Here is a 24,292-nt window from a genome sequence, read left to right as displayed (position 1 = left end):
AGGCCGGTGCGGCGCGCGGGAACGCGCGGCACCGGCCTCAGCGGCGGCCCGGGGGCCGCCTCAGAACGATCAGCTGTATACGGTCAATGGGCGGTCGCCGTGTGCACGTACTCCACCAGCCGCGTCAGCGCGTCCGGGTCCGTGGACGGCATGACGCCGTGACCGAGGTTGAAGACGTGGCCCTCCAGGCCGGCGGCCGAGTCCAGGACCTCCTGGGCCTTGGTCTCGACGGCCTCGCGGCCGGCGAACAGCACGGTCGGGTCGAGGTTGCCCTGGAGCGCCTTGCCGGGGCCGACGCGGCGGGCGGCCTCGTCCAGCGGGACGCGCCAGTCGACGCCGACGACGTCCGCGCCGGCCTCGCCCATCAGCCCGAGCAGTTCGCCGGTGCCTACGCCGAAGTGGATGCGCGGCACCTCGTAGGAGGCGACCGCGTCGAACACCTTCGCCGACGCGGGCAGCACCGAGCGGCGGTAGTCGGCGGGGGCGAGCGCGCCGGCCCAGGAGTCGAAGAGCTGCACGGCCGAGGCGCCGGCCTCGATCTGCACCTTCAGGAACGCCGCCGTGATGTCCGCGAGCCGGTCCAGCAGGTCCGCCCACAGCTCAGGATCGCCGTACATCATCGCCTTGGCGTTCTCGTACGTGCGGGACGGGCCGCCCTCGACGAGGTAGCTGGCGAGGGTGAAGGGGGCGCCCGCGAAACCGATCAGCGGGGTGGCGCCCAGCTCCCGGGTCAGCATCCCGATCGCCTCGGTGACGTAGGGGACGTCCTCGGGGGTCAGGTCGCGCAGCCGGTCGAGGTCGGCGCGGGTGCGCACCGGCCGCTCGACGACCGGGCCGACGCCCGGCTTGATGTCGAGGTCGATGCCGATGGCCTTGAGGGGCACGACGATGTCGCTGAAGTAGATGGCCGCGTCGACCTGGTGGCGGCGCACCGGCTGGAGCGTGATCTCGGTGACCAGGTCGGGGCGCATGCAGGAGTCGAGCATGCCGATGCCCTCGCGCACCTTGCGGTACTCCGGCAGGGAGCGCCCGGCCTGCCGCATGAACCACACCGGGGTGTGCGGCACCGGCTCACGCCGGCACGCCTTGAGGAAGGCACTGTCGTACGTCGAAGTCGGCTGGCTGCCCGTCGGGCTCACGTTGGCGCTCACACCGGCAAGTCTCGCATGACGCCGCGACGGCGCGGCCCGCCGGGGAGCCCTGACCGCGGGGAGCGGGGGCGCGCGGCGGGGGTACGGCGTGATCCGGACACCCCCGGACGGCACGGGTGTCCCTCCCTGCGCCGACGGCCCGTTCCGCTTAATCTTCCCCGCATGGCTGCGGCTCAGGGACGACTGTCGGACGGCGCTGGCGGAATGGACGAATCCAAGGAGGCTGGGAGCACCACCGGACCCGGGGGCGCACCCCCGCCGCCCTTCCGGAGCGCTGTCGACGCGCTGCGCGGCGCGCGGCTGCGGCCGCAGATCGAGGTCGAGCCCACCCCCGCGCCGAAACGCCTCGCTCCGTACGCGTACGCGCTGGAGGCGGCGGTCGTGGACGGCGAGGAGGATCTCGCCGACGGCCGTCTGGTGCTGCTGTACGACCCTGCCGGGCACGACGCCTGGCACGGCACGTTCCGGCTGGTGACCCTGGTGCGCGCGGAGCTGGAGCCGGAGATGGCGGCGGACCCGCTGCTGCCGGACGTGTGCTGGTCCTGGCTGACGGGTGCGCTCACCGCGCGCGGGCTGGCGTTCGGCGAGCCGAGCGGGACGGTGACGCGGGCGAGCTCCCACTACTTCGGCGGGCTGTCCGAGCGGCCCGCCGCCTCGCAGATCGAGATCCGCGCCTCATGGACGCCCCGGGAGGGGCTCGGCGGGGTGCCGGACACGGCGACCCATCTGGTCGCCTGGTGCGATCTGCTCGCGCAGGTGGCGGGGCTGCCGCCGGCCGCGCCCGGCGACGCGTCGGTGGTGACGCTGCCGCAGCGGCGGGGGCCGCAGTCGCGCTGACACCCTCGCCGGGTCGGATTTCGGCCAGTCGTGGCGACGACCGCCCGGGATGTCCCGTTCCAAACCTCACGGGCGCCTCATTGGCCGTCACTTTGTCGATACGGCCACATTCGGAAGCGTTTCGCCGCGGACCGAAACCGTTCGATCTTCGAATGATCGATCGTGCGTCCGAATTGCCCGGATTGTTACTCACCAGATCGTGATCATTTCCTAAAGGACTTCAGGTTTGCTGCCGAAGACGACTGTGACCTTGAAAGCACGGTTCGTCCCGGCTTCACCCCCACGAGCCGGCCCCGTCCCGCACCCCAGGAGGCCTGGTGTCCGTTCTCCTCGAGCAGCCCTCAAGCCTGGTCGCCTACCGCCCGAACAAGCCGACCGCCATGGTGGTCGTGGCCGACCCCCGCGTCCGTTCCACCGTCACCCGCCATCTGTGGGCGCTCGGTGTGCGCGATGTGATCGAGGCCTCGTCCGTCGCGGAGGCTCGTCCCCGCATCGGCAACCCCCGCGACATCTGCGTCGCCGAAGTCCATCTGCCGGATGGCTCCGGCCTCACCCTTCTCTCCGAGACCCGCGCGGCGGGCTGGCCCAACGGCCTCGCCCTCTCGGCCGCCGACGACATCGGCGCCGTGCGCAACGCCCTCGCCGGCGGCGTGAAGGGCTACGTCGTCACCGGCACCCGCACCAACCTCGGGCTCCCCACCCGTCCCGGTGCGGCCCCCATCGGCGCGGCGGCCGCCCGCCTGCACCGTCGTCCCCCGGGCGCCCCGAGCCACCCGGGTGGCTACCGCGAGCTGTCCGGCCGTGAGGTCGAGGTGCTGCGGCTGGTTGCGGAGGGCCAGTCGAACAAGGCGATCGGCGTCTCGATGGGCCTGTCCGCGTTGACCGTGAAGAGCCACCTCGCGCGTATCGCGCGGAAGCTCGGCACGGGGGACCGGGCGGGGATGGTGGCGGTGGCGCTGCGCACCGGAATCATCCACTGATCACTCCTTCCCGACCGTCCCCGTCCCCACCCGCGCCCGCCGATGCCCCCGCGTCGGCGGGCGCGGGTGGTAGGTGGCTGATCGCGCAGTTCCCCGCGCCCCTTAAGGGCGCCTCCGCAGCGGCGGGCAGTCGTGCCGCCGGGGACGGCACGGGTGGGCACGGCGGCACCCGTGCAACGCCGGGTGCGGGACCTCCGTGGCTGAGCGCGAAGTTCCCCGCGCCCCTTGGGGGTGTGCATGCGCCGGTGTCTGGAGGCTCACCCTCCTTCGCCCGGCCGGCGGCCTGTTTTCGCTGGTCGGCGGGCTCACCCCCCGGAGGGGCGGGCCGGGCCCCGGCCCGTGCGGATACTCTTGACAGGTGACCGACGCCCACGACACCGCAGCAGACAGTTCACTGCGCACCACCGGAGGCGCCCCTCCGGACGACGGCGGATCCTCTGCTGCACAGGCGCCGATCCCCCTGCTGGAGCCCCGCGAGGGCATCCCGCCCGTGGTGGCCGACGAGGCCGCCCTCGCCGAGGTGGTCGCCGCCTTCGCCGCGGGCCGCGGCCCCGTCGCCGTGGACGCCGAGCGCGCCTCCGGCTACCGCTACGGTCAGCGCGCCTACCTCGTCCAGCTCCGCCGCGAGGGCGCGGGCACGGCCCTGATCGACCCGGTCGCCTGCCCCGACCTCTCCGCCCTGAGCGAGGCGCTGTCCGGCGTCGAGTGGGTGCTGCACGCCGCCACCCAGGACCTGCCCTGTCTGCGCGAGATAGGCATGGTGCCGACGCGGCTCTTCGACACCGAGCTGGCGGGCCGGCTGGCCGGGTTCCCCCGGGTCGGCCTCGGCGCGATGGTCGAGAACGTGCTCGGCTACCTGCTGGAGAAGGGCCACTCCGCCGTCGACTGGTCCACCCGCCCCCTGCCCGAGCCGTGGCTGCGGTACGCCGCCCTCGACGTCGAGCTGCTGGTCGACCTGCGGGACGCCCTGGAGAAGGAGCTGGACCGGCAGGGCAAGCTGGACTGGGCGCGGCAGGAGTTCGACGCGATCGCCTCGGCGCCGCCGCCGGAGCCCCGCAAGGACCCCTGGCGCCGTACGTCCGGCATGCACAAGGTGCGCCGCCGCCGGCAGATGGCCGTCGTACGGGAGCTGTGGCAGACCCGGGACCGGATCGCCCGGCGCCGTGACGTCTCCCCCGGCAAGGTGCTGTCCGACGCGGCGATCGTCGAGGCCGCCCTCGCCATGCCGTCCAACCCGCACGCGCTGGCCGCGCTGAACGGCTTCGGACAGCGGGTCGGCCGCCGCCAGCTCGAGCAGTGGCAGGCGGCCGTCGACCGGGCGAAGGCGCTGAGCGAGGACCGGCTGCCCCAGCCGGGCCAGCCGGTGACCGGTCCCCCGCCGCCGCGCGCCTGGGCCGACAAGGACCCGGCGGCCGCGGCCCGGCTGTCGGCCGCGCGGGCGGGCGTGACCGCGCTCGCGGAGCAGCTGAACATGCCCGCGGAGAACCTGATCACGCCGGACACCGTGCGCCGGGTCTGCTGGGAGCCGCCGTCCCCCGCCACGGCCGAGTCGGTCGCCGCGGCCCTGACCGCGCACGGCGCCCGCCCCTGGCAGGTCGAGCAGGTCACCCCGCTCCTGGTCACCGCCCTGACCGCCGGACCCGCCTGACCCACGTCGTCCACGTCTTCCACTTCGTCGCCCCTCTTCTACTTCGTCGCTCCTCGCATGAAGCCGTTGTAGAGGAACCGCTGCAGGAACAGGAAGACGATCAGCGTGGGCAGGATGACCAGGATCGTGCCCGCCGAGATCGTCTCCCAGTGCGCCCCGAAGGGGCCCTTGAAGCGGAACAGGGACGTCGAGATCACGCCAAGGTCCTCGGAGGGCATGTAGAGGAAGGGGATGTAGAAGTCGTTGTAGACGTTGATCCCCTTCACGATGACCACCGTGGCGATCGCCGGCTTCAGCAGCGGCAGGATGACCTTGCGGTAGACGGTGAACGCGTTCGCGCCGTCCAGGCGGGCCGCCTCGTCCAGGGAGACCGGGATGGAGCGGATGAACTGCAGGAAGATGTAGATCGACACGATGTCGGTGCCCATGTAGAGGGCGATGGGCGCCCAGAGGCTGTCGAACATGCCGAGGCTGTCGACGATCTGGAAGGTCGCGACCTGGGTGGTCACCCCGGGCACCAGCGCGGCCAGCAGGAACAGCGCCACCACCAGTTTCCGGAAGCGGAAACGGAAGCGGTCGACGGCGTACGCGGTCATCGAGCCGATGAGGATGGTGCCGCCGACGGCGACGACGAGGACGACCGCCGTGTTGGCGAAGGCGGACAGCATCTGCCCGTCGCGGAACGCGGTCAGGTAGTTGGCGAAGTTCAGCGGGTCGTCGGGCAGGGCGAGCGCGCCGCTGCCGTTCGCCATCTCGCGGGAGGTCTTCAGCGAGGTCAGCAGCACCACCGCGAGGGGCAGCAGCACGACCAGGGCAGCGGTGATCAGCGACAGGTGCACCAGGGCGCGGGCCACGGCACGGCGGGTCATACCAGGTCCACCTTCTCGTCGGGGACGATGCGCCGCTGCACCCAGGTGACCGCCAGGACGATCAGCAGCAGCACGACGGCGGCCGCCGAGGCGAGCCCCGTCTTGTTGAACTGGAAGGCCAGCTTCACGGTCTGGATGACGAACGTCTCCGTGCCGGTGGCGCCGCCGGTCATGATGTACGGGATCTCGAAGACCGACAGCGAGCCGGAGACGGACAGGATCACGCTGAGGCTCAGCACGGGCCGGATGCCGGGCGCGATGATGTACCGGAACTGCTGCCAGCGGCTCGCCCCGTCGATCTCGGCCGCCTCGTACAGCTCGCCGGGGATGGACTGGATCGCGCCCAGGAACAGCACGAAGTTGAGGCCGAGGTAGCGCCAGACGGAGACGCCGGCGAGCGAGGTGTTCGCGGAGAACGGCGTGCCCAGCCAGGCGTGGTCGCTCTCCACGCCGAGCAGGCGCAGCACGGAGTCGAGGGTGCCGCCGTCCTGGAAGAAGTAGAGGAAGACGAAGCCGATCGCCACCCCGTTGATCAGGTACGGGAAGAACAGCACGCCCTTGAAGAAGTTCCGGAAGCGGGCGTCGAAGCTGAGGACCGTGGCGAAGTACAGGGCGAGGACGATCTGCACCACGGACGCGACCAGGTAGTAGCCGCTGACCAGGAACACCTCGAACAGCTCGGAGCGGGTGAGGAGTTCGGTGTAGTTCTCGGCGCCGGTCCAGTTCAGCTCCGGGCTCACGCCGTCCCAGTCGGTGAAGCTGTACGCGACCATGTTGGCGATCGGCGCGTAGGTGAAGGTCAGCAGAAGGGCGAGCGGGACGGCGAGGAACAGCCAGGGGGTGACGCGGGCCCGCCGCCGGGTGCGGCGGGCGGCGGGCTCCGTACGTCCGGGGGCCAAGGGCGCGGCCGGGACGTCCGGCCGCGCCGCCTTGCGGGTGGTGTCGGTCATCACGACCCCAGCGCGTCGCGTGCCTCGGCCCAGCGCTCGCCGAGGCCGGCGAGGTGGTCGTCGAGGCTGCCCTTGCGGGCGCCGCGGGCGAGATCGACGAGCTCCTGGCGGTAGTCGGGCTTGAAGATGCCGACCTCCGAGGAGTTGTCGATGGACTTGACCTCGGCGCCCTTGCTGTCGTCGAGGTCGAGCAGCTTCACGCCCGCCTCCTGGTAGGGAGTGAGGATGTCGGGCAGCGGGGCGTCCTTCAGCGGGGACAGCGCCAGATTGGCCTCGGCGTAGCCGGACTTGTCGGTGAACCAGTCGATCCAGGCGCGCGCCGCCTGCTTGTTGTCGGAGTTGACGTTGACGGCCTGCTGGTAGTCGGGGGACGCGACCGCGCAGAAGACGCCGTTCTTCTGCGCGGGGAACGGCATGAAGCCGATGTCGGCGGGGTCGGCGCCCGCCTGCTTGGCGGCGTCCCGCATCTGCACGACCGCCCAGGAACCCAGCCACATGGTGGCGATCTCGCCCTTGGCGAGGCGGGGCTTGGACGCCTCCCAGTTGGTGGTGGTCGGGTCCTTCTCGGCGAGTCCGCCGCGCACGATGTCGTACAGCAGGGTGTCGCCCACGCGCAGGTCGGCTCCCTCGGCCCACGGGTCGCCCTCGGCGAGCTTGGTCGTCGCCTTCGTGTCGCAGCTGACGGAGCCGTTGACGTTGGTCCACTGGGTCAGCGGCCACATGTCCTTGAAGTTGGTGTAGTACGGCACCGCGCCGGTCTTCGCCTTGACGGCCTTGAGCGCGTCGAGGAACTCGCCGGGTGTGGTGGGCCAGTCGGTGACGCCGGCCCGGGCCCAGACCTTCTTGTTGTAGACGAAGCCGGGGACGACGCCGATGGGGCTCTGGCCGTAGACCTTGCCGTCGACGGTGGAGTAGTCGGTGAAGCGGTACTCGGCGGAGCGCTCCTTCCGCGTGCCGAGCGACGCGAAGAACTTCGGGTAGTCCTTCTTCTCCATGACCGCGGGGATCATCAGGACGTCGCCGTAGTTCTCCGTGTTCATGCGGATCTTGACCTCGCCCTCGTAGTCGGTGAGGCCCTCGAACTTCACCGTCACGCCGGGGTAGGTCTTGTTGAACTCGGCCGCGTACTTCTTCATGGTGCCGTCCTGCACCAGGTCGGTGCGGTGGGTGAGGACGGTGATGGAGCCCTTGACCTGGGACGGGTCGTCGGGGGCCTCGGCGTCCGCGCCCGTCGCGGAACCCCCCGAACCGGTGCAGGCGGAGGCCAGCAGGGCGACGGCGACGGCGATCGATCCGGCGAGTGCTGTGCGGCGGTTCATGTGCACCAGCTCCGTTCACGGGGCGGACGAGCACGGGTGGGTTGGCTGGTTCGGCACTCTGACAGCCCGTCACTGAACCGGTAAAGTCTCTATTGCGCCAACGCTACGAAAACGTTGCGAGCCATGACCTCAACCGGTTTAGGGAGTGTGCATGCGTCAGGTCACACCGCTCACCGACGGATGGATCCTGCGGCACCCTGACGGGACGGGGGAGGCGCTCCCCGCCTCGGCGCCGGGATGCGTGCACACCGACCTGCTGACGGCCGGCCTGATCCCGGACCCGTTCCTCGGACGGAACGAGACCGAGGTGGCGTGGGTGGGCCGCCGCGCGTGGACCTACGAACGGGACCTGACGGCCGGGAGCACGGGACACGAGCGGACGGACCTGGTGTTCGACGGGCTCGACACCGTCGCCGAGATCCTGCTCGACGGCCGCCCGCTGGGCCGCACACGGAACATGCACCGGTCGTACCGCTTCGACGTGACGGGGCTGAGCGGGCGGCTGACCGTGCGGTTCGCGTCCGCCTACGAGGAGGCGGACGCGGTACGGGCCGCGGTGGGCGACCGGCCGGGGGCGTACGACGAGCCGTACCAGTACGTGCGGAAGATGGCCTGCTCGTTCGGCTGGGACTGGGGGCCGACACTGGTCACGGCCGGGATCTGGCGGCCGGTGCGTCTTGAGCACTGGTCGACGGCCCGGATCGCGCGGGTGCGCCCGCTGGTGACCGTGGAGGACGGCACGGGCATGGTCGACCTGGCCGTGGACGTCGAGCGCACGGGGTCCGGGGCGCCGCTCGAGGTCGAGGCGACCGTCGGCGGGGTGCGCGCCCGCGCCCCGATCGAGGGGACGGCCGGGACGGTACGCCTGCGGGTGCCGGACGCCCGCCTGTGGTGGCCGCGCGGCTACGGCGAACAGCCGCTGTACGACGCGACGTTGACGCTGCTGGACGGCGAGGAGGCGGTGGACTCCTGGGAGCACCGGATCGGCTTCCGGACGGTGGAGCTGGACACCTCGGCCGACGCGCACGGCACCGGATTCACCCTGGTGGTCAACGGGGAGCGGCTGTTCGCGCGCGGGGTCAACTGGATCCCGGACGACGCCTTCCCCTCCCGCATCACCCGCGACCGCTACCGCCGGCGGCTCGAACAGGCGGCCGCGGCGGGCGTGGACCTGGTGCGGGTGTGGGGCGGCGGGATCTACGAGAGCGAGGACTTCTACGACATCTGCGACGAACTGGGCCTGCTGGTCTGGCAGGACTTCCCGTTCGCCTGCGCCGCCTACCCGGAGGAACAGCCGCTGCGCGGCGAGGTGGAGGCGGAGGCCCGGGAGAACGTCGTACGGCTGATGCCGCACCCGTCGCTGGTGCTGTGGAACGGCAACAACGAGAACCTGTGGGGCTTCCGGGACTGGGACTGGGAGCCCGCGCTGGCCGGGGACTCCTGGGGCGAGGGCTACTACCTGGGCGTCCTGCCTCGCGTGGTGGCGGAGCTGGACCCGACGCGGCCGTACACGGCGGGCAGTCCGTGGTCCGGGTCCTGGCGTCACCACCCCAACGACCCGGCGCACGGCACGCACCACTCCTGGGAGGTGTGGAACCGCCGGGACTACGCCGACTACCGCCTCGACGTGCCGCGTTTCGTCGCCGAGTTCGGCTGGCAGGCGCCGCCCGCGTACGCCACACTGCGGCGGGCGCTGCCCGGGGAGGAGCTGTCCCCTGACTCCCCCGGTGTGCTGCACCACCAGAAGGCGGAGGACGGCAACGGCAAGCTGGAGCGCGGGCTCGCCCGTCATTTCGCGCTGCCCGAGGGGGACTTCGACCGTTGGCACTATCTGACACAGCTCAGCCAGGCGCGCGCGGTGGCGGCCGGGATCGAGCACTGGCGCTCGCACTGGCCGGTGTGCGCGGGCACGGTGGTGTGGCAGCTCAACGACTGCTGGCCGGTGACCTCGTGGGCCGCGATCGACGGCGACGGACGGGAGAAGCCGCTGTACCACGAGCTGCGCAGGCTGTACGCGGACCGGCTGCTGACCGTGCGGACGGACGAGGACCGGTTTGTCGTCGCGGCGGTGAACCAGGCCGTCGACGCGTGGCGGACCACGCTGCGGCTGCGGCGGATGACCGTGGGCGGCGCGGTGCTCGCCGAGGCGGAGCCGGAGTTCGCGGCGGACGCGCGGACCGTGGCGCTGGTCGACGTCCCGGCCGGGCTGGTCCCCGCCGGACCCGACGAGTTCCTGGTCGCCGACGTCGCGGACCCCGCTGTACGGGAGCCGTTGCGGGCGCTGCACTTCCCGGCGGCGGACCGCGACATCCCGTACCCGCGTCCGGAGTTCGAGGTGGCGCTCGCGCCCGAGGGGGTCACGGTCACCGCGCGCACCCTGGTGCGGGACCTGCTGCTGCAGGCGGACCGGCTGGGCCCGGAGGCGGCCGCAGACCGGGGGCGGGTGACGCTGCTGCCCGGGGAGCGGGTGACCATCGGGGTGCGGGGCTGGAAGACTCCTGACCCCGAGACCGCCCGCACCGCCCTGTACTGCGTGGAGCCCACTCGATGACGGCAACGCCGACCCCCCGCGTCACCATCAAGGACGTCGCCGCGCGCGCCGGTGTGTCCAAGGGGGCCGTGTCCCTCGCGTTCAACCGGAAGCCCGGGCTGTCCGAGGCGACCCGGGACCGTATCTTCGCGGCGGCGCGGGAGCTGGGCTGGTCGCCGAGCACGACCGCGCGGACGCTGGCCGGGTCCCGGGTGGACGTGGTGGGGCTCGCGGTGTGCCGGCCCGCCCGGCTGCTCGGCCTGGAGCCCTTCTACATGGAGTTCATCTCCGGGGTGGAGAGCGTCCTGGTCGAGCGGTCCTGCGCGCTGCTGCTGCGGCTGGTGCGCAGCCCCGAGGAGGAGGTGGGGCTGCTGGAGTCGTGGTGGAGGGGGCGGCAGATCGGCGGCTCGATCCTGGTGGACTTCCGCGCCGACGACCCCCGCCCGGCGGTGGCGAAACGGCTCGGGCTGCCGGCGGTGGCCGTGGGGCACCCCTCGCTGACCGGGGGTCTGACGTCGGTGTGGACGGACGACGCGACGGCGGTGGCGGAGGCGGTGCGGTACCTGGCGGCGCTGGGGCACCGCAGAATCGCCCGGGTGGGCGGCGCGGCGGAGCTGGGGCACACGTCGATCCGCACGGCCGCGTTCGACGAGGCGGTGGGGGCGCTGGAGCCTGCCGCGCGGGCCTGGCAGGTGGCGACGGACTTCTCCGGGGACGCGGGCGCGCGGGCCACCCGGACGCTGCTGGCCGCGCCGGCCGGGGAGCGGCCGACCGCGATCGTGTACGACAACGACATCATGGCGGTGGCGGGGCTGTCGGTGGCGGCCGAGATGGGGCTGCGGGTGCCCGAGGACGTGTCGCTGCTGGCGTGGGACGACTCACAGCTGTGCCGGCTGACCCGGCCCACCCTGTCGGCGATGAGCCACGACGTGCACGGCTTCGGCGCGGAGGTGGCGCGTACCCTGTTCGGGACGCTGACCGGGGACGGTCCGGGGTCGCACCCGGTGCCGACGCCGGTGCTGACCCCGCGGGGCTCCACGGCCCCGCCGTGACCCGGCCCGGCGGGCGGCGCCGGCCGTGCGGGGAAGTGCGCTGTCGCGAGGGTCACTTGACCTGAATTCCGGCGCACTGTCCGCATGCGTCGCCGGTGACAGGGAATACGCGGAACGAGGCACAGGTCCGCCTCTCGCGACACGGCGGGAGCATAGGTTAGCCTCGTCCCGGCTGCTCTTCCTGCGAAAACGCCCGCACCCCCACGTCGGAGAGTGTTTCCTGCGGAGCGGCCCGAACTCCGAACGGAAAATCTCTGACAGGAACAAGGGGCACCATTTCATGGAACCCACCCAGGTCCGCCCGGCCAACCCGCAGCATTCGGACACACTCCCCCACACGTCCGAAAACTACAGGACAGCGACGATCCGCACCCCCGAGATACGTGTGGAGAAATACGGCAACTGGGAGATCGAGTACGAGTTCACGCCCGCTGCGGGCGACCACGGCAACCTGCTCGTGGTGTTTTCCTCCGTGGGCTCCAAGTACGGATTCGGCGCCGCCCTTTCGGGCGTCCAGTGCAACGTGCTGAGAATCCGCGACCGGTTCGACGGAGGCCCGTCGTACTACGTGGCGCGGGCGATGGACTTCTCCGTTTCCGACGCCGTCGAGGAACTGATTACGCACTACCGGGAAAAGCTGGGCCTGGAGCGGGAGACGGTGGTTCTCGCCGGTTCCTCGAAGGGCGGCAGCGCGGCCATTTTCTACGCGCTGAAGTACGGCTACCGGCACATCGTCGCCTCCACGCCGCAGTACTTCATCGGCAGCTACTCACAGGGGCACGGCGTGCTCGGCGAGTGGGTGCTCGGCGAGGGCCAGCCGCAGGAGAACGTGGACCGGCTCGACTCGGTACTCCCGGAGCTGCTCGCGGAGACCACGGACCTGGACCGGAACATCTACCTGTTCTCCTCGACGAAGGACTACCAGTACGAGGAACACGTCGTCCATTTCCTCCCGGCTCTGCGGAAGTACTCCAATTTCAACTTCTTCATGGTGGAATCGCCCGCCCTGGTGAAGCACGCGGAGGTGACGCGGCAGGGCCTCTCGGTGATCCTCAGCGTGATCTACGCGCTGACCGAGGGGACGGTGCCGCGGTTCGGCGAGGTGCAGGTCGGCTCCAACGAGGTGGACGACGACGCGGCCACCGAGCATCTGTCGGACCTGCGGGCGCGGGACACCGCGGCGGGCGTGCTGACGGCCGCGCAGCTCACCCCCGAGCGGGCCACGCTGTCCGGGCACGCCTTCCTGCCCGGCGTCTCCGCCGAGCGGGGCGAGGAGGCCGGCGCGCGGGAGACCAAGCAGCTGGTGCTGGTCCGGGACGAGCAGGCGTGGGTGGCCGACGCGAAGACCGTGCCGGTGGACCAGCTGTACCTGAAGTACTTCGACACGCACTTCGCGTCCTACAAGGACGGCGGCTTCACCTGCGAGGCGCGGGAGCTGTTCGACACGCTGCCCGACGGCGTGTACGACGTGTTCGCCCGGGTGACCAGCGAGAGCGAGGACATCGACCGCAGGGTGCCGCTCGTCGCCTACCGGGCGATCGACCGGCGTGCTGCCTCCGCGGGACGCGAGGTGGTCCTGAGGGGTGACGCGAGGAGCGTCCGGGTGATCAAGCGCGACCTCACGGCGGCAGGACCCGGCGGGTCCGTGTTCGCGCTGAAGCGGTTCGCCATGGAGGGGCCGAGACTCCGGGTGTACGGCGTCTTCTTCCTCCCCGGCCGCAACGCCGACCGCGCCACCCACTCGACGTACTACCTGACGCTGCGCGGCGCGGACAGCACGCACACCGTCGCCCTCAAGGCGGTGAAGCGGGAGGACAAGGTGCGCCCGCACATGGCGCCGGGCGACTTCGGGTCGTACTCCTTCGGGTACTTCACCTCCGAGGACAAGGAGGGCGTGGACCTTTCCGAGGTGCCGCCCGGGACGTACACGGCGGAGATCGCGATGAGCACCGGCGGCGGGCTGTTCGCGCACCAGGCCGGTGAGCTGGAGGTGCGGGAGAACCGGGCCTCCTCGGTGGCCCGCCGGATCTCCGGCCGGAACGAGCGGGTCTCCACCCGGGCGCGGCTGCGCCGGGGCCTGCGCAGGCGGCTCTGGCGGTCGTAGCACCGCCCTGGACGACACACGGCCGGCCCCCGTTCGCGGGGGCCGGCCGTGTGATGTTCGCCGCTCCGGCCGACGGGGGTGTGCAGTGACGTTACCCGCAAGTAGCATGGGCCGTAAGCAAGCGCTCAGCATCCCGTACCTGGAGGAGAGCCATCGTGCCTCGTACCGTCAGGGACGTCGTCTTCGTCGACGGCGTCCGTACCCCGTTCGGCAAGGCGGGCCCGAAGGGCATCTACCACGAGACCCGTGCCGATGACCTCGTCGTCAAGGCGATCCGGGAGCTGCTGCGCCGCAACCCGGGCCTGGACCCGAAGAAGATCGACGAGGTCGCCATCGCCGCGACCACGCAGATCGGCGACCAGGGCCTGACCATCGGCCGTACGGCGGGCATCCTCGCGGGTCTGCCGCAGTCCGTGCCGGGTTACTCCATCGACCGCATGTGCGCCGGCGCGCTGACCGCCGTCACCACGGTGGCCGGCTCCGTCGCCTTCGGCGCGTACGACGTCGCCATCGCGGGCGGTGTCGAGCACATGGGCCGCCACCCGATGGGCGAGGGCGTGGACCCGAACCCGCGGTTCGTCTCCGAGAAGCTGGTCGACGAGTCCGCCCTGTTCATGGGCATGACCGCGGAGAACCTGCACGACCGCTACCCGTCGATCACCAAGCAGCGCGCCGACGAGTACGCGGTGCGCTCCCAGGAGAAGGCCGCCAAGGCGTACGCCAACGGCAAGATCCAGGCCGACCTGGTGCCGGTCTCGGTGCGCCGCACCAGCCCCGAGGGCGGGGAGACGGGCTGGGGCCTGGTCACGGCCGACGAGCCGATGCGCCCGGGCACCACCCTGGAGAACCTGGCCGGTCTGAAGACGCCGTTCCGCGTGCACGGCCGGGTCACCGCGGGCAACGCGGCCGGTCTGAACGACGGCGCCACCGCCTCGGTCATCGCCTCCGAGGACTTCGCCCGCGAGAACGGGCTGCCGGTCAAGATGCGCCTGGTCTCCTACTCCTTCGCAGGCGTGGAGCCCGAGGTCATGGGCTACGGCCCGATCCCGGCCACGGAGAAGGCGCTCGCCCAGGCGGGCCTGTCCATCTCCGACATCGGCCTGTTCGAGATCAACGAGGCCTTCGCCGTCCAGGTCCTCGCGTTCCTGGAGCACTACGGCATCGCCGACGACGACGCCCGCGTCAACCAGTACGGCGGCGCCATCGCGTTCGGCCACCCGCTGGCCTCCTCCGGCGTCCGCCTGATGACGCAGCTGGCCCGCCAGTTCGAGGAGCAGCCGCACGTCCGCTACGGCCTGACCACCATGTGCGTCGGCTTCGGCATGGGCGCGACGGTCATCTGGGAGAACCCGCACTTCGAGGGGGACAAGTGAGCACCACCGCTGAGCTTTTGAAGGGTGCGGCCGAGCTGTTCCCGGGTGAGGTCGTCACGCAGGCGCACGTGCGCCACTTCGACCTGCCGCTGGGTGCCGGGCGCTTCGCCCTGATCACCCTGGACAACGGCCACGACCACACCAAGCCGACCACCCTCGGCCCGCAGTCGCTGGCGAACATCGACGCCGCGATCGACCAGGTCGAGAAGGAGGCCGCGGACGGCGAGATCGTCGGCGTCGGCGTCACCGGCAAGCCGTTCATCTTCGCGGTCGGCGCCGACCTCAAGGGCGTCGAGCTGCTGAAGCGCCACGAGGACGCGCTGGCCATCGGCAAGGGCGGCCACGACGTCTTCAAGCGTCTGGCGAAGCTGGCCGTGCCGACCTTCGCGTACTACAACGGCGCCGCCATGGGCGGTGGCGTGGAGATCGGTCTGCACTGCACCTACCGCACGGTGTCCGCGGCGCTGCCCGCGTTCTCCCTGCCCGAGGTCTTTCTCGGCCTGGTGCCCGGCTGGGGCGGCTGCACCCTGCTGCCCAACCTGATCGGCGCGGAGAAGGCCGTCTCGGTGATCATCGAGAACAGCCTCAACCAGAACCGGCAGCTCAAGGGCAAGCAGGTCTACGAACTCGGCATCGCGGACGCGCTGTTCGAGGGCGCGGACTTCCTGGAGCAGTCGCTGATCTGGACCGCGTCCGTCCTCAAGGGCGAGATCACGGTCGAGCGTCCGGCGATCGACCGCGGCGAGGCCTGGGACCAGGCCGTCGCCAAGGGCCGCTTCGTCGCGGACTCCAAGGTGCACGGCGCGGCCCCGGCCGCCTACCGCGCCCTGGACATCATCGCCGAGGCCAAGGACGGCGACCTGCAGAAGGGCTACGACGCCGAGGACCAGGCGCTCGCCGACCTGATCATGGGCGGTGAACTGCGCGCCGGCATCTACGCGTTCAACCTGGTGCAGAAGCGCGGCAAGCGTCCCGCGGGCGCCCCGGACAAGAGCCTGGCGCGCCCGGTCACCAAGGTGGGCGTCGTCGGCGCCGGCCTGATGGCCAGCCAGCTCGCCCTCCTCTTCCTGCGCCGCCTCGAGGTCCCGGTCGTCCTCACGGACATCGACCAGGAGCGCATCGACAAGGGTGTGGGCTACGTCCACTCCGAGATCGACAAGCTGCTCGGCAAGGGCCGGATCAACCAGGACAAGGCCAACCGCCTGAAGGCCCTGGTCACCGGTGTGCTGGACAAGGCCCAGGGCTTCGCGGACGCCGACTTCGTCATCGAAGCGGTCTTCGAGGAGATGGGCGTCAAGCAGCAGGTGTTCGCGGAGGTCGAGGCGGTCGCCCCGGCGCACGCGATCCTCGCCACCAACACCTCCTCGCTGTCGGTCTCGGAGATGGCGTCGAAGCTCCAGCACCCCGAGCGGGTCGTGGGCTTCCACTTCTTCAACCCGGTCGCGGTGCTCCCCCTGCTGGAGATCGTGCGCGGCGAGAAGACGGACGACGCGTCGCTGGCCACGGCGTTCGGCGTCGCCAAGAAGCTGAAGAAGACCGCGGTGCTGGTGAAGGACGCCCCGGCGTTCGTCGTCAACCGCATCCTGACCCGCTTCATGGGCGAGATCCAGAACGTCATCGACGAGGGCACGCCCGTCGAGGTCGCGGAGAAGGCGGTGGAGCCGCTCGGCCTGCCGATGTCCCCGCTGGTCCTCCTCGAACTGGTCGGCCCCGCGATCGGCCTGCACGTCTCGGAGACGCTCAACCGGGCGTTCCCGGACCGCTTCACGGTCTCCCCGAACCTGAAGGCGGTCGTCGAGGCCGGCAAGCGCGGCTTCTACGTCTACGACTCGGGCAAGCCGGAGCTCGACCCGGAGGTCGCGGCGCTGCTGAAGCAGGGCGACACCGTCCTGACGGAGGAGCAGGTCCGCGACCGGGTGCTGGACGCGGTGGCCCAGGAGATCGGCCTGATGCTCGACGAGGGCGTCGTCGCCGAGGCCCAGGACATCGACCTCTGCCTGATCACGGGCGCCGGCTGGCCCTTCCACCTGGGCGGAATCACTCCGTACCTGGACCGGGAGGGTGTGTCGGAGCGGGTGAACGGGAAGCGGTTCCTGGAGCCGGGGGTTGCCTCGGTTCCGGCGTGAACCGGGTGTGACGCGCGGATGTGACGCGTGAAGGGGGCCTCCGCCATGGGCGGGGGCCCCTTTGTCGTGGGTGCCGCTTCACGGCACGCGGGTCACCACTCGGGCATCGCCGGGTAGTGCTCGCACGAACCCGAGCAGGGCTCCCGGGAGGACAACGACGTGTTCAGCCAGCTGTCCTCGGGGATGCCGTGCACCCGCAGCGGGTGGGAGACGGCCGGCGAACGGATGGCGCTGAACACCGACACGAACTGCACCTCGTAGGTGCCGGGCCGCCAGTCGTGCGCATGGGTCACCCGCCAGGTCCCGTCCTCCTGCACGGGGGCCTCGGCGATGAGCCTGCCCTGTTCCAGCATCATCACCTTCTGCGTGCCGCGGGCCGCCGTGCCCGAGAAACGGGGCCGCGGGCCGCACCAGCCGTCGGGCCGGGGCCCGGTGACCACCGGGGGATCCAGCCGGTCCAGGACGTGGAATTCGGCGACGGCCGTCGGTGACACGGCGTTGCCGGTGACGCCGAGCACGTCGACGGTGTGCGGTCCCGCCGGCCAGTTGACGACGCGGCGCCACTGCCAGGTCCCGGAGGGGGAGACGGTGGTGCCGCCGAGGTACCGGCCCTGTTCGTAGAAGAGGACGTAACCGGTTCCCGCAGGCGCCTTGCCCGTCAGCTTCCGTGCCGCGCCCACGACTTCCCCGGGCGCGGGTGAGACGACGACTGGTCCCTCGGGCACACTCGGAGCCATGGTGAGGGCCAGCTCCGGGCGGCTCACGGTGAACTCGGCCAGCACCGGGGGAATCGTGCCGGCGGCGAGGGTCTGGGGGTCGACCATGTTCTGCGGCAGCCCGGCCGTGTCGAGCGTGCTGATGGCCACGCGCCGCGCCACCTCGCGCGCTCCGACGTCGTTGAAGTGGCTGGCGTCGATGATGCCGTAGGGGTGGTTCGGATGCTCCCCGGGGTCCAGCCACCGGTAGAGCCGGCGCGCCCGTGTGGGCCCCAGTTCGGCAAGCATGTTCGTGGTGAGGGCGGTCATGTCGATCAGCGGGCTGCCCGTCTCCGCCGCGGCCTCACGCGTGAGGTCGGGGTACTCGTCGTGGGTGTTCACGACGTTCCCGGCCTCGTCGAACGCGCAGCGTGCCGCTGGTGTGAGCAGGACGGGAATCGCCCCCTCGCCACGGATGGCCTCGGCGTACAGACGCAGGTACTCCTTGTACTCGCGCGGTCCGTGATGGCGGTTGAGCTGGTTGATGCGTTGTTCGACGTCGCCGAAGGCGAGGAACACCATGTCGCCGGGGGCGAGAGCGGTGAGGAGTGTGGCGAACCGCCCGGTGAAGTAGCGACGCAGGGTCATGGCGTCGCGGGCGTAGTTGCGCACTTCGTACCGGGGGCCCAGGAAGCCGCCGAGGTACTGGCCCCAGCCCGCGAGCGGTGCTTCCTCGGCGGTCCGCGGGGCAGCCACGGAGTTCCCGATGACGCAGATCTTGTTCATGTGTTCCTCACATCGTCCCGTCACGCCGTGACGTACGGGATCACCGTGTCTCGCAGGGGCGGACGTCCGTGGAGCCGGAGCCGGACGGCGGGCCTCACAGCGGCCAGTCCCCGAGGCGGCCCTCGAGGGCGAACTGGTTGCGCCGGGATCCTGTCTCGAACTGGCTGGGCACAGGGAAGTAGCTGGGCAGGAAGGCCGCGAGAACGGCGTCCTGCTCCTCCTCCGGCACGTCGCCGTCGTGGTAGTCGTTCAGGCAGAACACGTCGTGCGGGCGCACGGACAGGATCCGGTTGAGCCGTGGGGCGTGCTCGCTCAGGCCGACGTTGACGAAGCCGCAGGAGATGCTGCCGGGGACGCTGCGCAGGGTGTGGAAGCCGACGTAGTGGTGCAGGGAGGAGGCGACCGACACGTCGCTGTGGTCGCGCAGCCGGTTGGCCGCGGTGGTGGCCACGGCGTGCCGGTAGTGCTCCTCGATGTCGGCGAGGACGCTGCGCCGCAACGGGTGCGGCGCGTGCAGGAAGGAGTGGACCAGGGTCTGCCCGAAGGACTGCTCGACGAGGGCCCTGTTGTTCTTGGCGGCACTGATGTTGAACTCGTCGTCGCGCGACGCCGGGGCCATCGGCACGGAGGTGGGCGACATGAAGTACTTCGCCTGCCCGTTGCCCAGGAAGAACATGTCGGGCTGCAGCGTGCGCCCCAGGAAGACGTCGTCGTTGAAGTACAGGAAGTGCTCGGCCAGGCCCTCGATGTGGTGCAGCCGGCTCTCGATGGCGTGCGAGTTGTACGTGGGCAGGGCGCCGCGGTCACCGAAGATCTCGGTGTGGTCGACGACCCGCACACGCGGGTGGGAGAGGTCGAGCCACTCGGGTACCTGCTGGTCGGTGACGAGGTAAATGTTGCGGATCCAGGGGGCGTACATGTCGATGGACCGCAGGGAGTACCGCAGTTCGTCGCGGTCCCGGAAGCGCGCGGCGCTGGTGGCGGCGTCCTCCGTCTCCATCCCCATCGCGGCCAGGACGGCGTTCTTGCGCTCGAGCCAGGCGAGGTCTGCGCCGTTCACCCAGGTGTAGACGGCGTCCACGGGGAACCCGATGTCACCGTGGAGCACACGGCGGAAGGCCTCGATCGTCGGGTACGTGCGGCCGCCCAGAGTGCAGGCGCTGCGCCGCAGCGCTGAGTTGGGCACCCGGTCGCCGATGAGGGTGCGCGCCGGCGCCTTGAGGTGCGAGCCGCTCTCGTCGTCGGGGTCGGTGTCCCAGAACGAGATGGTGCAGCCGTAGACGGCGCCCAGGCGCAGGGTTCGGGAGGGCGACACGAGGTTTCGGTACACCCGGACGCCCGACGAGGGCATGTCGGTGTACGCCGCCACGTGACCGGCGAGGACGGTGGCCACGGTGTTCTGTCCCTCGTTGAGGACGGCGGCGTACACCGCCTCCTGCGCGTACCGGTCGGCGAGGGCCTTGAAAACCGCCTCGCGGTACATCGCGTGCACCGCGACGGTGTGCCGCACCAGATGGTCGCGGACCACGAAGTAGGGGATGTCGGCGCCCTCGAGCACATCGGCCGCCAGCGCCAGGTTCTGCTGAACGGCGTCCCAGGGGGATTCCCACTCCAACAGCCGGCAGATCTGCCCGCCGTCGCTCACCAGTCCGCTCCGCTTGAGCAGGCGTGCTTCCAGGGCGCGCTGGTCAGAGGTGCGCACCGTGCTGGCGGGGGCCGCGGCAGCCGCGGAGACAGTGCCGTCGGGGCCGCTGCGGACGTCGTGCACGGCCTGCCGTTCGGCCTTGACGACTGCGCGACGGCCACTGTCGCGCTCCGCCACCAGCTCGTGGAACAGGCGTTCCCAGGTGGCGGTCACCACCGCGGGAGAGAAGCGGTTGGCCGCGGCGAGGGCCGCGGCCCCCATCCGTCCGCGCAGTTCCGTGTCCCGGATGAGCAGCATCAGGGCCGAGGCGAGTGCGTCGGTGTCGCCGGGCGGCACGAGGATGCCGGTCTGCCCGTCGATGACCACCTCGCGGGGGCCGTTGGGCGAGTCGTAGGAGACGACCGGGACTCCGGCCGCCTGTGCCTCGGCCAGGACCAGGCCGAACGCCTCGTTGCGGGAGGTGAGGGTGGCGATGCTGGCCTTCGCCCACTCCTCCGCCAGGTACTGGGAGTTGCCGTTGAGCTGGACGCAGTCGTGCAGCCCGAGCGTGTCGATCTGCCGGCGCAGGGCCCCGCTGAGCGGTCCGTCGCCGAAGATGCGCAGCTGCCAGTCGGGGTGTTCGCGGGCCACGGTGGCCCAGGCGGTCACGGCGTGGTCGATCTGCTTCTCCGCGACCAGGCGGCCGGCGATCACCACGGTGCGGGTCTGCAGGGTGGAGCGCGGCCGGAAACCTCCCGGCAGAGCGTTGGGCACGACCTCCAGGCGGGGCGCGGCGCCGGCGAGGGTCTCGGCGAACCAGTCCCTGGTGCGTTCGCTGAGGACGGCGAGCGCGTCCAGCCGGGGCGTGTACCGGCGCAGCGGCTCGCCGCTGGTGCCGCGCAGTTCGGAAACCCGGTGTTCCTGGTGGACCGTGATGACGTGTGCCGGCGCCAGTTCCACGGCGAGTGCCATCAGGGCCGGGGTCGTGGTGACCAGGACGTCCGTGTCGGTGGCCTGGAGGGCGAGTTCGAGTTCGAGGTCTGAGAGCCTGCTGAAGGCCGCCTCCCAGGAGCGGTCGACGATCCGGCTGGGCTGCGTGGCCAGTTCAGCCCGTACGCTCTCGTCCATACCGGTGGTTCGGAACGGGCGCGGGGTGCCGGACGTGAGGTCGACGAGGTAGCCGAGCCGCACCCGTTCGTGCGGAGTGAAGAACTGCTCACGTCTGCTCTTGAAGACGCTGAGGACCCGGACGTCGTGCCGTCCGGCGAGCTCCGACGCCTGGTTGAACACGGCGCGTTCGGTGCCGCCCACCGCGTCGGCGGTGGTCAGCAAGTAGGTGATCTTCATCGGTGGGTGTCAGCCTGCCTCGGGCATACGCGTGCAGGTGACCCGGAGATTGCCTGCTGGGGTGTAACGGGGTTGGACGATCATCGGCGGGTGGCCCGGCGGGGTGATCGCGAGACTGCGCATGGCGAAGACACGCAGGGGGTTGCGGACGTCGTGCAGCCGGCGTCCGAGCCGGAGCCGCCGTCCGTCGGCGCCGCACAGGACGACGTCCCAGTGGTCGGGCCGGTTTCCGCGGGGCGGCATCCGGTCCAGCGGCACGTCGACGCGGAGGACGCCGGGGGCCGGGCAGGTGACTGGCTGCTCGAGCCGGCGTCCGGAGGCGACGAACTCGGCCCACGGCTGCTCGGCCCGGATGCCCAGGAGCCGGAAGTCGACGGTGACGCCGGCATGGGTGAGGTGCACCTTGAGCACTTCCGCCGAGGGGCGCGCCCCGGTGCTGACGACGCGGGCGCTTCCCCGGAAGGAGCGTCCTAGCCGGTGCCGTTCTCCCGTGACCGAGGAGGCCGTCATGGGCTTGGTGGGTCCGCTGTACGGCACCGGAGGGGTGACCAGCAGCAGGGGCACGACGCGGGTGCGGCGCCCGGAGCGCAGGCGCAGCCGCAGCCGCCAGCGGCCGGGTTCCGTGGGCGCTCCGCCGACCTCGGCGCCGAGCAGGACGACGGCGTCCACCAGGGCCTCACCGTCCGGCCCTTCGTACACGCGGGCCTCCGCGGTGAAGGTGTGCCTGCCGCGGCTGAGGACGACCTCGGCGCTCTCGGGCAAGCCGGCCGACTCGGGCAGCCGGGCGTGCAGATTGACGGTGTGGCCGTCGAGGATGGCGGCGTACCGGAGCTGGGCGGTCCGGTCCTGTCGAAGGGGCAGGAAGACGCTCTGCAGGAGCTGGTTGCGCAGTGCGGCGGCCCGGGCGCGGGCGGCGCGGCCCGGACGGGCCACGGCGGACTTGGGGCGAGGACTCATCGGCCGGAGTACCCCAGTTCCGCCATGCGCTCGGCCTGCGGTGCGAGCCGGTGCGGTGCGGGTGTACCGGTAACCGCCTCGAACGGGCTCGGCACGGGGAAGTAGGCGTCCAGGAACTCCGCCACCATCCGGGACTGCGCCGCCTTGTCGGCGGCGGGGACCGTGTCGTTCATGCAGAAGGTGTCGAAGTTGCGCCGGGCGAGGAGGTTGTCGAGCCGGCGCTGGGCCGTGTCGGCGGCCAGGTCGACGTAGACGTAGCGGATGTCGCCGACCGTGGCGCGGGCCGAGTGGTAGGCGTAGTAGTGGTGCAGTGACGACGCGATCGGGACGTCGTGCGGCGAGCGGAACCGGGAATGCTGCGTCACCCGGTGCGCCTTGGCGTAGACCTGCTCGATCTCGGCGAGCACGCTGCGCCGCAGGGCGTGGGGGGTGTGCTTCATCTTCTGGGAGATGACGGTGCCGAACTGCTGGGCGACCAGGCCTCGGCTGTTCTTCCCCGCCGCGTCGACCGGCAGGTCCCCGGTGCGGGCGCGTCCGGACGGGATGAGCGCCTTGGACGGGAAGAACTTGGTCAGGCCGTTGGCGTGGAAGAACTGGCCGGGGTGGGCGGGACGGCCGAAGAACACGTCGTCGTTCAGGTAGAGGAAGTGCTCGGCGAGTTCGGGGATGTGGTGCAGCTGGCTCTCGATCGCGTGCGAGTTGAACGTCGGCAGCGCGCTCGGGTCCGAGAAGATCTCGCGGTGGTCCACCACCCGCAGGCCCGGGAACTCGGTGCTCAGCCAGGACGGCACCTGCCCGGCGGTGACCAGGAAGATGTTCCGCACCCACGGGGCGTACTGGTGGATCGAGCGCAGGGAGTACCGCAGCTCGTCACGGCTGGTGTAGCGCGAGTCGTTGGCCGCCAGGTCGTGCAGGCCGCCGCCGGGGATGCCGGTGAGCCGCGCACGTGCGGCGTCCCGGCTCGCCCGCCAGCGCGGGTCGGAGTCGTCGACCCAGGTGTAGACGACGTCGATCGGGAAGGCGTGGTCGTCGGGAAGCGTGGCCGCGAATTCGGGCAGGGTGCGGGCGTGGCCGGTGTTGTAGACGGCGGGAATGACGCTGAATCGGTTCTGCTCCGCCCAGCACCGCCCCGCGTCCACCGGGACCTCGGTCACCACCTTGTTGGGGCGGGGGGCGACCAGCCGGCCGTCCTGCTCCGCCCAGAACTCGATGTCGCACCCCTGGTCGGGGCCGAAGACCAGGTTCCCGGTCGGGTCGCAGACCACCCAGGTCATGCGCAGCACGCGCTGCCCGCGCAGGGCGCGCCAGGAGCCCTGCGCGGAGGCGGGCCGCGGCTGCCCCTGGGACGCCTGGCTCACGTAGCCGGGGTGCTCGGCGCAGGTGACACGCAGCAGTTCCTCGACGTCGGCGCGCCACCGCCCGGGCACGGCCACGCACGGCGTCCGGGACCCGTTGCCCCGCACGCAGAAGTAGTCGATCCCGGCTTCCTCCAGGAGGGCGACGAGGATGTGCAGATTGCGGGCGCGGGCGGCCCAGGCAGTGGCGCCGGGCACCTCCACGGCGCGCAGGTGCCGCCCTTCCAGGCGGACGACCCGCACGCACGGTTCGTCCTGCTTGCCCGCCTTACGGGTGCCGCCCAGAGCTCGGACGACCACGGCCGAACGCACGGCGTCGGCGGACGCGAGCGAGCGCTTCACCGAGTTGCGTACCGGCCCCGGCACCCGACGGACGATCCGGCGCCTCGCCCCTGCAGGCACCAAAGATCGATATGTCGACACGAGCGCGCTCGCCTCGGGGTTGTTGAGGCTCACCAGACTTCCGCACCATTCACATCAAGGCCGGAGCTCGTCGCTCCGGAAAATGACCCCACCCTGGTCGGCGTGCGCACCTGCGGCGTGCCGTGTACGGGGACCGGTTGGAACCGGCCTGTTCACCGTCAGCACC

The 24,292-nt window shown here is 71.3% G+C and carries 16 protein-coding genes; 8 read left to right on the top strand and 8 right to left on the bottom strand.

Features of this window, described 5'->3' with window-relative positions:
* Window positions 1–83 precede the first annotated feature (83 nt).
* Complete coding sequence (gene hemE / locus ACQY0Z_RS24245) at window positions 84–1,151, bottom strand: uroporphyrinogen decarboxylase (protein ID WP_189899247.1); 1,068 nt, start codon at window positions 1,149–1,151, stop codon at window positions 84–86.
* A gap of 204 nt (window positions 1,152–1,355) precedes the next feature.
* On the opposite strand from hemE, the gene ACQY0Z_RS24240 reads away from it, so the two are divergent.
* From ACQY0Z_RS24240 to ACQY0Z_RS24230, 3 genes are all read left to right on the top strand, one after another.
* Window positions 1,356–1,988, top strand: coding sequence for a DUF3000 domain-containing protein (locus ACQY0Z_RS24240; RefSeq protein ID WP_254585255.1), 633 nt, complete (start codon window positions 1,356–1,358; stop codon window positions 1,986–1,988).
* Window positions 1,989–2,305: 317 nt separating this feature from the next.
* A complete protein-coding gene (locus tag ACQY0Z_RS24235; RefSeq protein ID WP_006130493.1) occupies window positions 2,306–2,968 on the top strand; it encodes a helix-turn-helix transcriptional regulator in 663 nt (220 codons plus the stop codon).
* A 358-nt stretch (window positions 2,969–3,326) separates the two neighbouring features.
* Window positions 3,327–4,616, top strand: coding sequence for an HRDC domain-containing protein (locus ACQY0Z_RS24230; RefSeq protein ID WP_189899251.1), 1,290 nt, complete (start codon window positions 3,327–3,329; stop codon window positions 4,614–4,616).
* Between the two features lie 38 nt (window positions 4,617–4,654).
* On the opposite strand, the gene ACQY0Z_RS24225 is transcribed toward ACQY0Z_RS24230, so the two are convergent.
* The 3 genes from ACQY0Z_RS24225 to ACQY0Z_RS24215 are packed head-to-tail and all read right to left on the bottom strand — an operon-like array spanning window position 4,655 to window position 7,754.
* Window positions 4,655–5,485: a carbohydrate ABC transporter permease gene (locus ACQY0Z_RS24225; RefSeq protein ID WP_189899253.1), complete on the bottom strand. Its 831-nt coding sequence runs from the start codon at window positions 5,483–5,485 to the stop codon at window positions 4,655–4,657.
* Window positions 5,482–6,435, bottom strand: a complete 954-nt coding sequence (locus ACQY0Z_RS24220; RefSeq protein WP_189899255.1) for a carbohydrate ABC transporter permease — start codon at window positions 6,433–6,435, stop codon at window positions 5,482–5,484. The genes ACQY0Z_RS24225 and ACQY0Z_RS24220 overlap by 4 nt, the downstream gene beginning before the upstream one ends.
* Window positions 6,435–7,754, bottom strand: a complete 1,320-nt coding sequence (locus ACQY0Z_RS24215) for an ABC transporter substrate-binding protein (protein ID WP_439812798.1) — start codon at window positions 7,752–7,754, stop codon at window positions 6,435–6,437. The genes ACQY0Z_RS24220 and ACQY0Z_RS24215 overlap by 1 nt, the downstream gene beginning before the upstream one ends.
* Before the next feature lie 151 nt (window positions 7,755–7,905).
* On the opposite strand from ACQY0Z_RS24215, the gene ACQY0Z_RS24210 reads away from it, so the two are divergent.
* From ACQY0Z_RS24210 to ACQY0Z_RS24190, 5 genes are all read left to right on the top strand, one after another.
* Window positions 7,906–10,305 carry a glycoside hydrolase family 2 protein gene (locus ACQY0Z_RS24210; protein WP_439812797.1) on the top strand — a complete coding sequence of 800 codons (2,400 nt, stop codon included), beginning with the start codon at window positions 7,906–7,908 and terminating at the stop codon, window positions 10,303–10,305.
* Window positions 10,302–11,336: a LacI family DNA-binding transcriptional regulator gene (locus ACQY0Z_RS24205; RefSeq protein WP_381728142.1), complete on the top strand. Its 1,035-nt coding sequence runs from the start codon at window positions 10,302–10,304 to the stop codon at window positions 11,334–11,336. Before ACQY0Z_RS24210 ends, ACQY0Z_RS24205 begins: the two co-directional genes overlap by 4 nt.
* A gap of 280 nt (window positions 11,337–11,616) precedes the next feature.
* Window positions 11,617–13,440 (top strand): hypothetical protein, encoded by a 1,824-nt coding sequence (locus tag ACQY0Z_RS24200; RefSeq protein WP_439812796.1) that lies wholly within the window; start codon window positions 11,617–11,619, stop codon window positions 13,438–13,440.
* Between the two features lie 155 nt (window positions 13,441–13,595).
* Window positions 13,596–14,813 (top strand): thiolase family protein, encoded by a 1,218-nt coding sequence (locus ACQY0Z_RS24195; RefSeq protein WP_189899263.1) that lies wholly within the window; start codon window positions 13,596–13,598, stop codon window positions 14,811–14,813.
* On the top strand, window positions 14,810–16,939 hold the full coding sequence (locus ACQY0Z_RS24190; protein ID WP_439812795.1) for a 3-hydroxyacyl-CoA dehydrogenase NAD-binding domain-containing protein: 2,130 nt from the start codon (window positions 14,810–14,812) through the stop codon (window positions 16,937–16,939). Before ACQY0Z_RS24195 ends, ACQY0Z_RS24190 begins: the two co-directional genes overlap by 4 nt.
* Before the next feature lie 92 nt (window positions 16,940–17,031).
* Here ACQY0Z_RS24190 and ACQY0Z_RS24185 read toward each other — a convergent pair whose 3' ends face one another.
* From ACQY0Z_RS24185 to ACQY0Z_RS24170, 4 genes are all read right to left on the bottom strand, one after another.
* The gene (locus tag ACQY0Z_RS24185) at window positions 17,032–18,420 is read right to left on the bottom strand and encodes a GDSL-type esterase/lipase family protein (protein ID WP_439812794.1); all 1,389 of its coding nucleotides are present in this window, start codon (window positions 18,418–18,420) and stop codon (window positions 17,032–17,034) included.
* Window positions 18,421–18,514: 94 nt separating this feature from the next.
* Window positions 18,515–21,391, bottom strand: a complete 2,877-nt coding sequence (locus tag ACQY0Z_RS24180; RefSeq protein ID WP_347225918.1) for a stealth conserved region 3 domain-containing protein — start codon at window positions 21,389–21,391, stop codon at window positions 18,515–18,517.
* A gap of 9 nt (window positions 21,392–21,400) precedes the next feature.
* The gene (locus ACQY0Z_RS24175; protein WP_347225917.1) at window positions 21,401–22,348 is read right to left on the bottom strand and encodes a hypothetical protein; all 948 of its coding nucleotides are present in this window, start codon (window positions 22,346–22,348) and stop codon (window positions 21,401–21,403) included.
* The gene (locus ACQY0Z_RS24170; RefSeq protein ID WP_189899270.1) at window positions 22,345–24,069 is read right to left on the bottom strand and encodes a stealth conserved region 3 domain-containing protein; all 1,725 of its coding nucleotides are present in this window, start codon (window positions 24,067–24,069) and stop codon (window positions 22,345–22,347) included. Before ACQY0Z_RS24170 ends, ACQY0Z_RS24175 begins: the two co-directional genes overlap by 4 nt.
* Window positions 24,070–24,292: the final 223 nt, after the last annotated feature.

The sequence above is a fragment of the Streptomyces sp. P9-2 genome (genome assembly GCF_051903975.1).
Classification (GTDB): Bacteria; Actinomycetota; Actinomycetes; order Streptomycetales; family Streptomycetaceae; genus Streptomyces; species Streptomyces cellulosae.
Note: the sequence above shows the minus strand (reverse complement) of the source record. Positions and strands in the feature narration are given on the sequence as shown.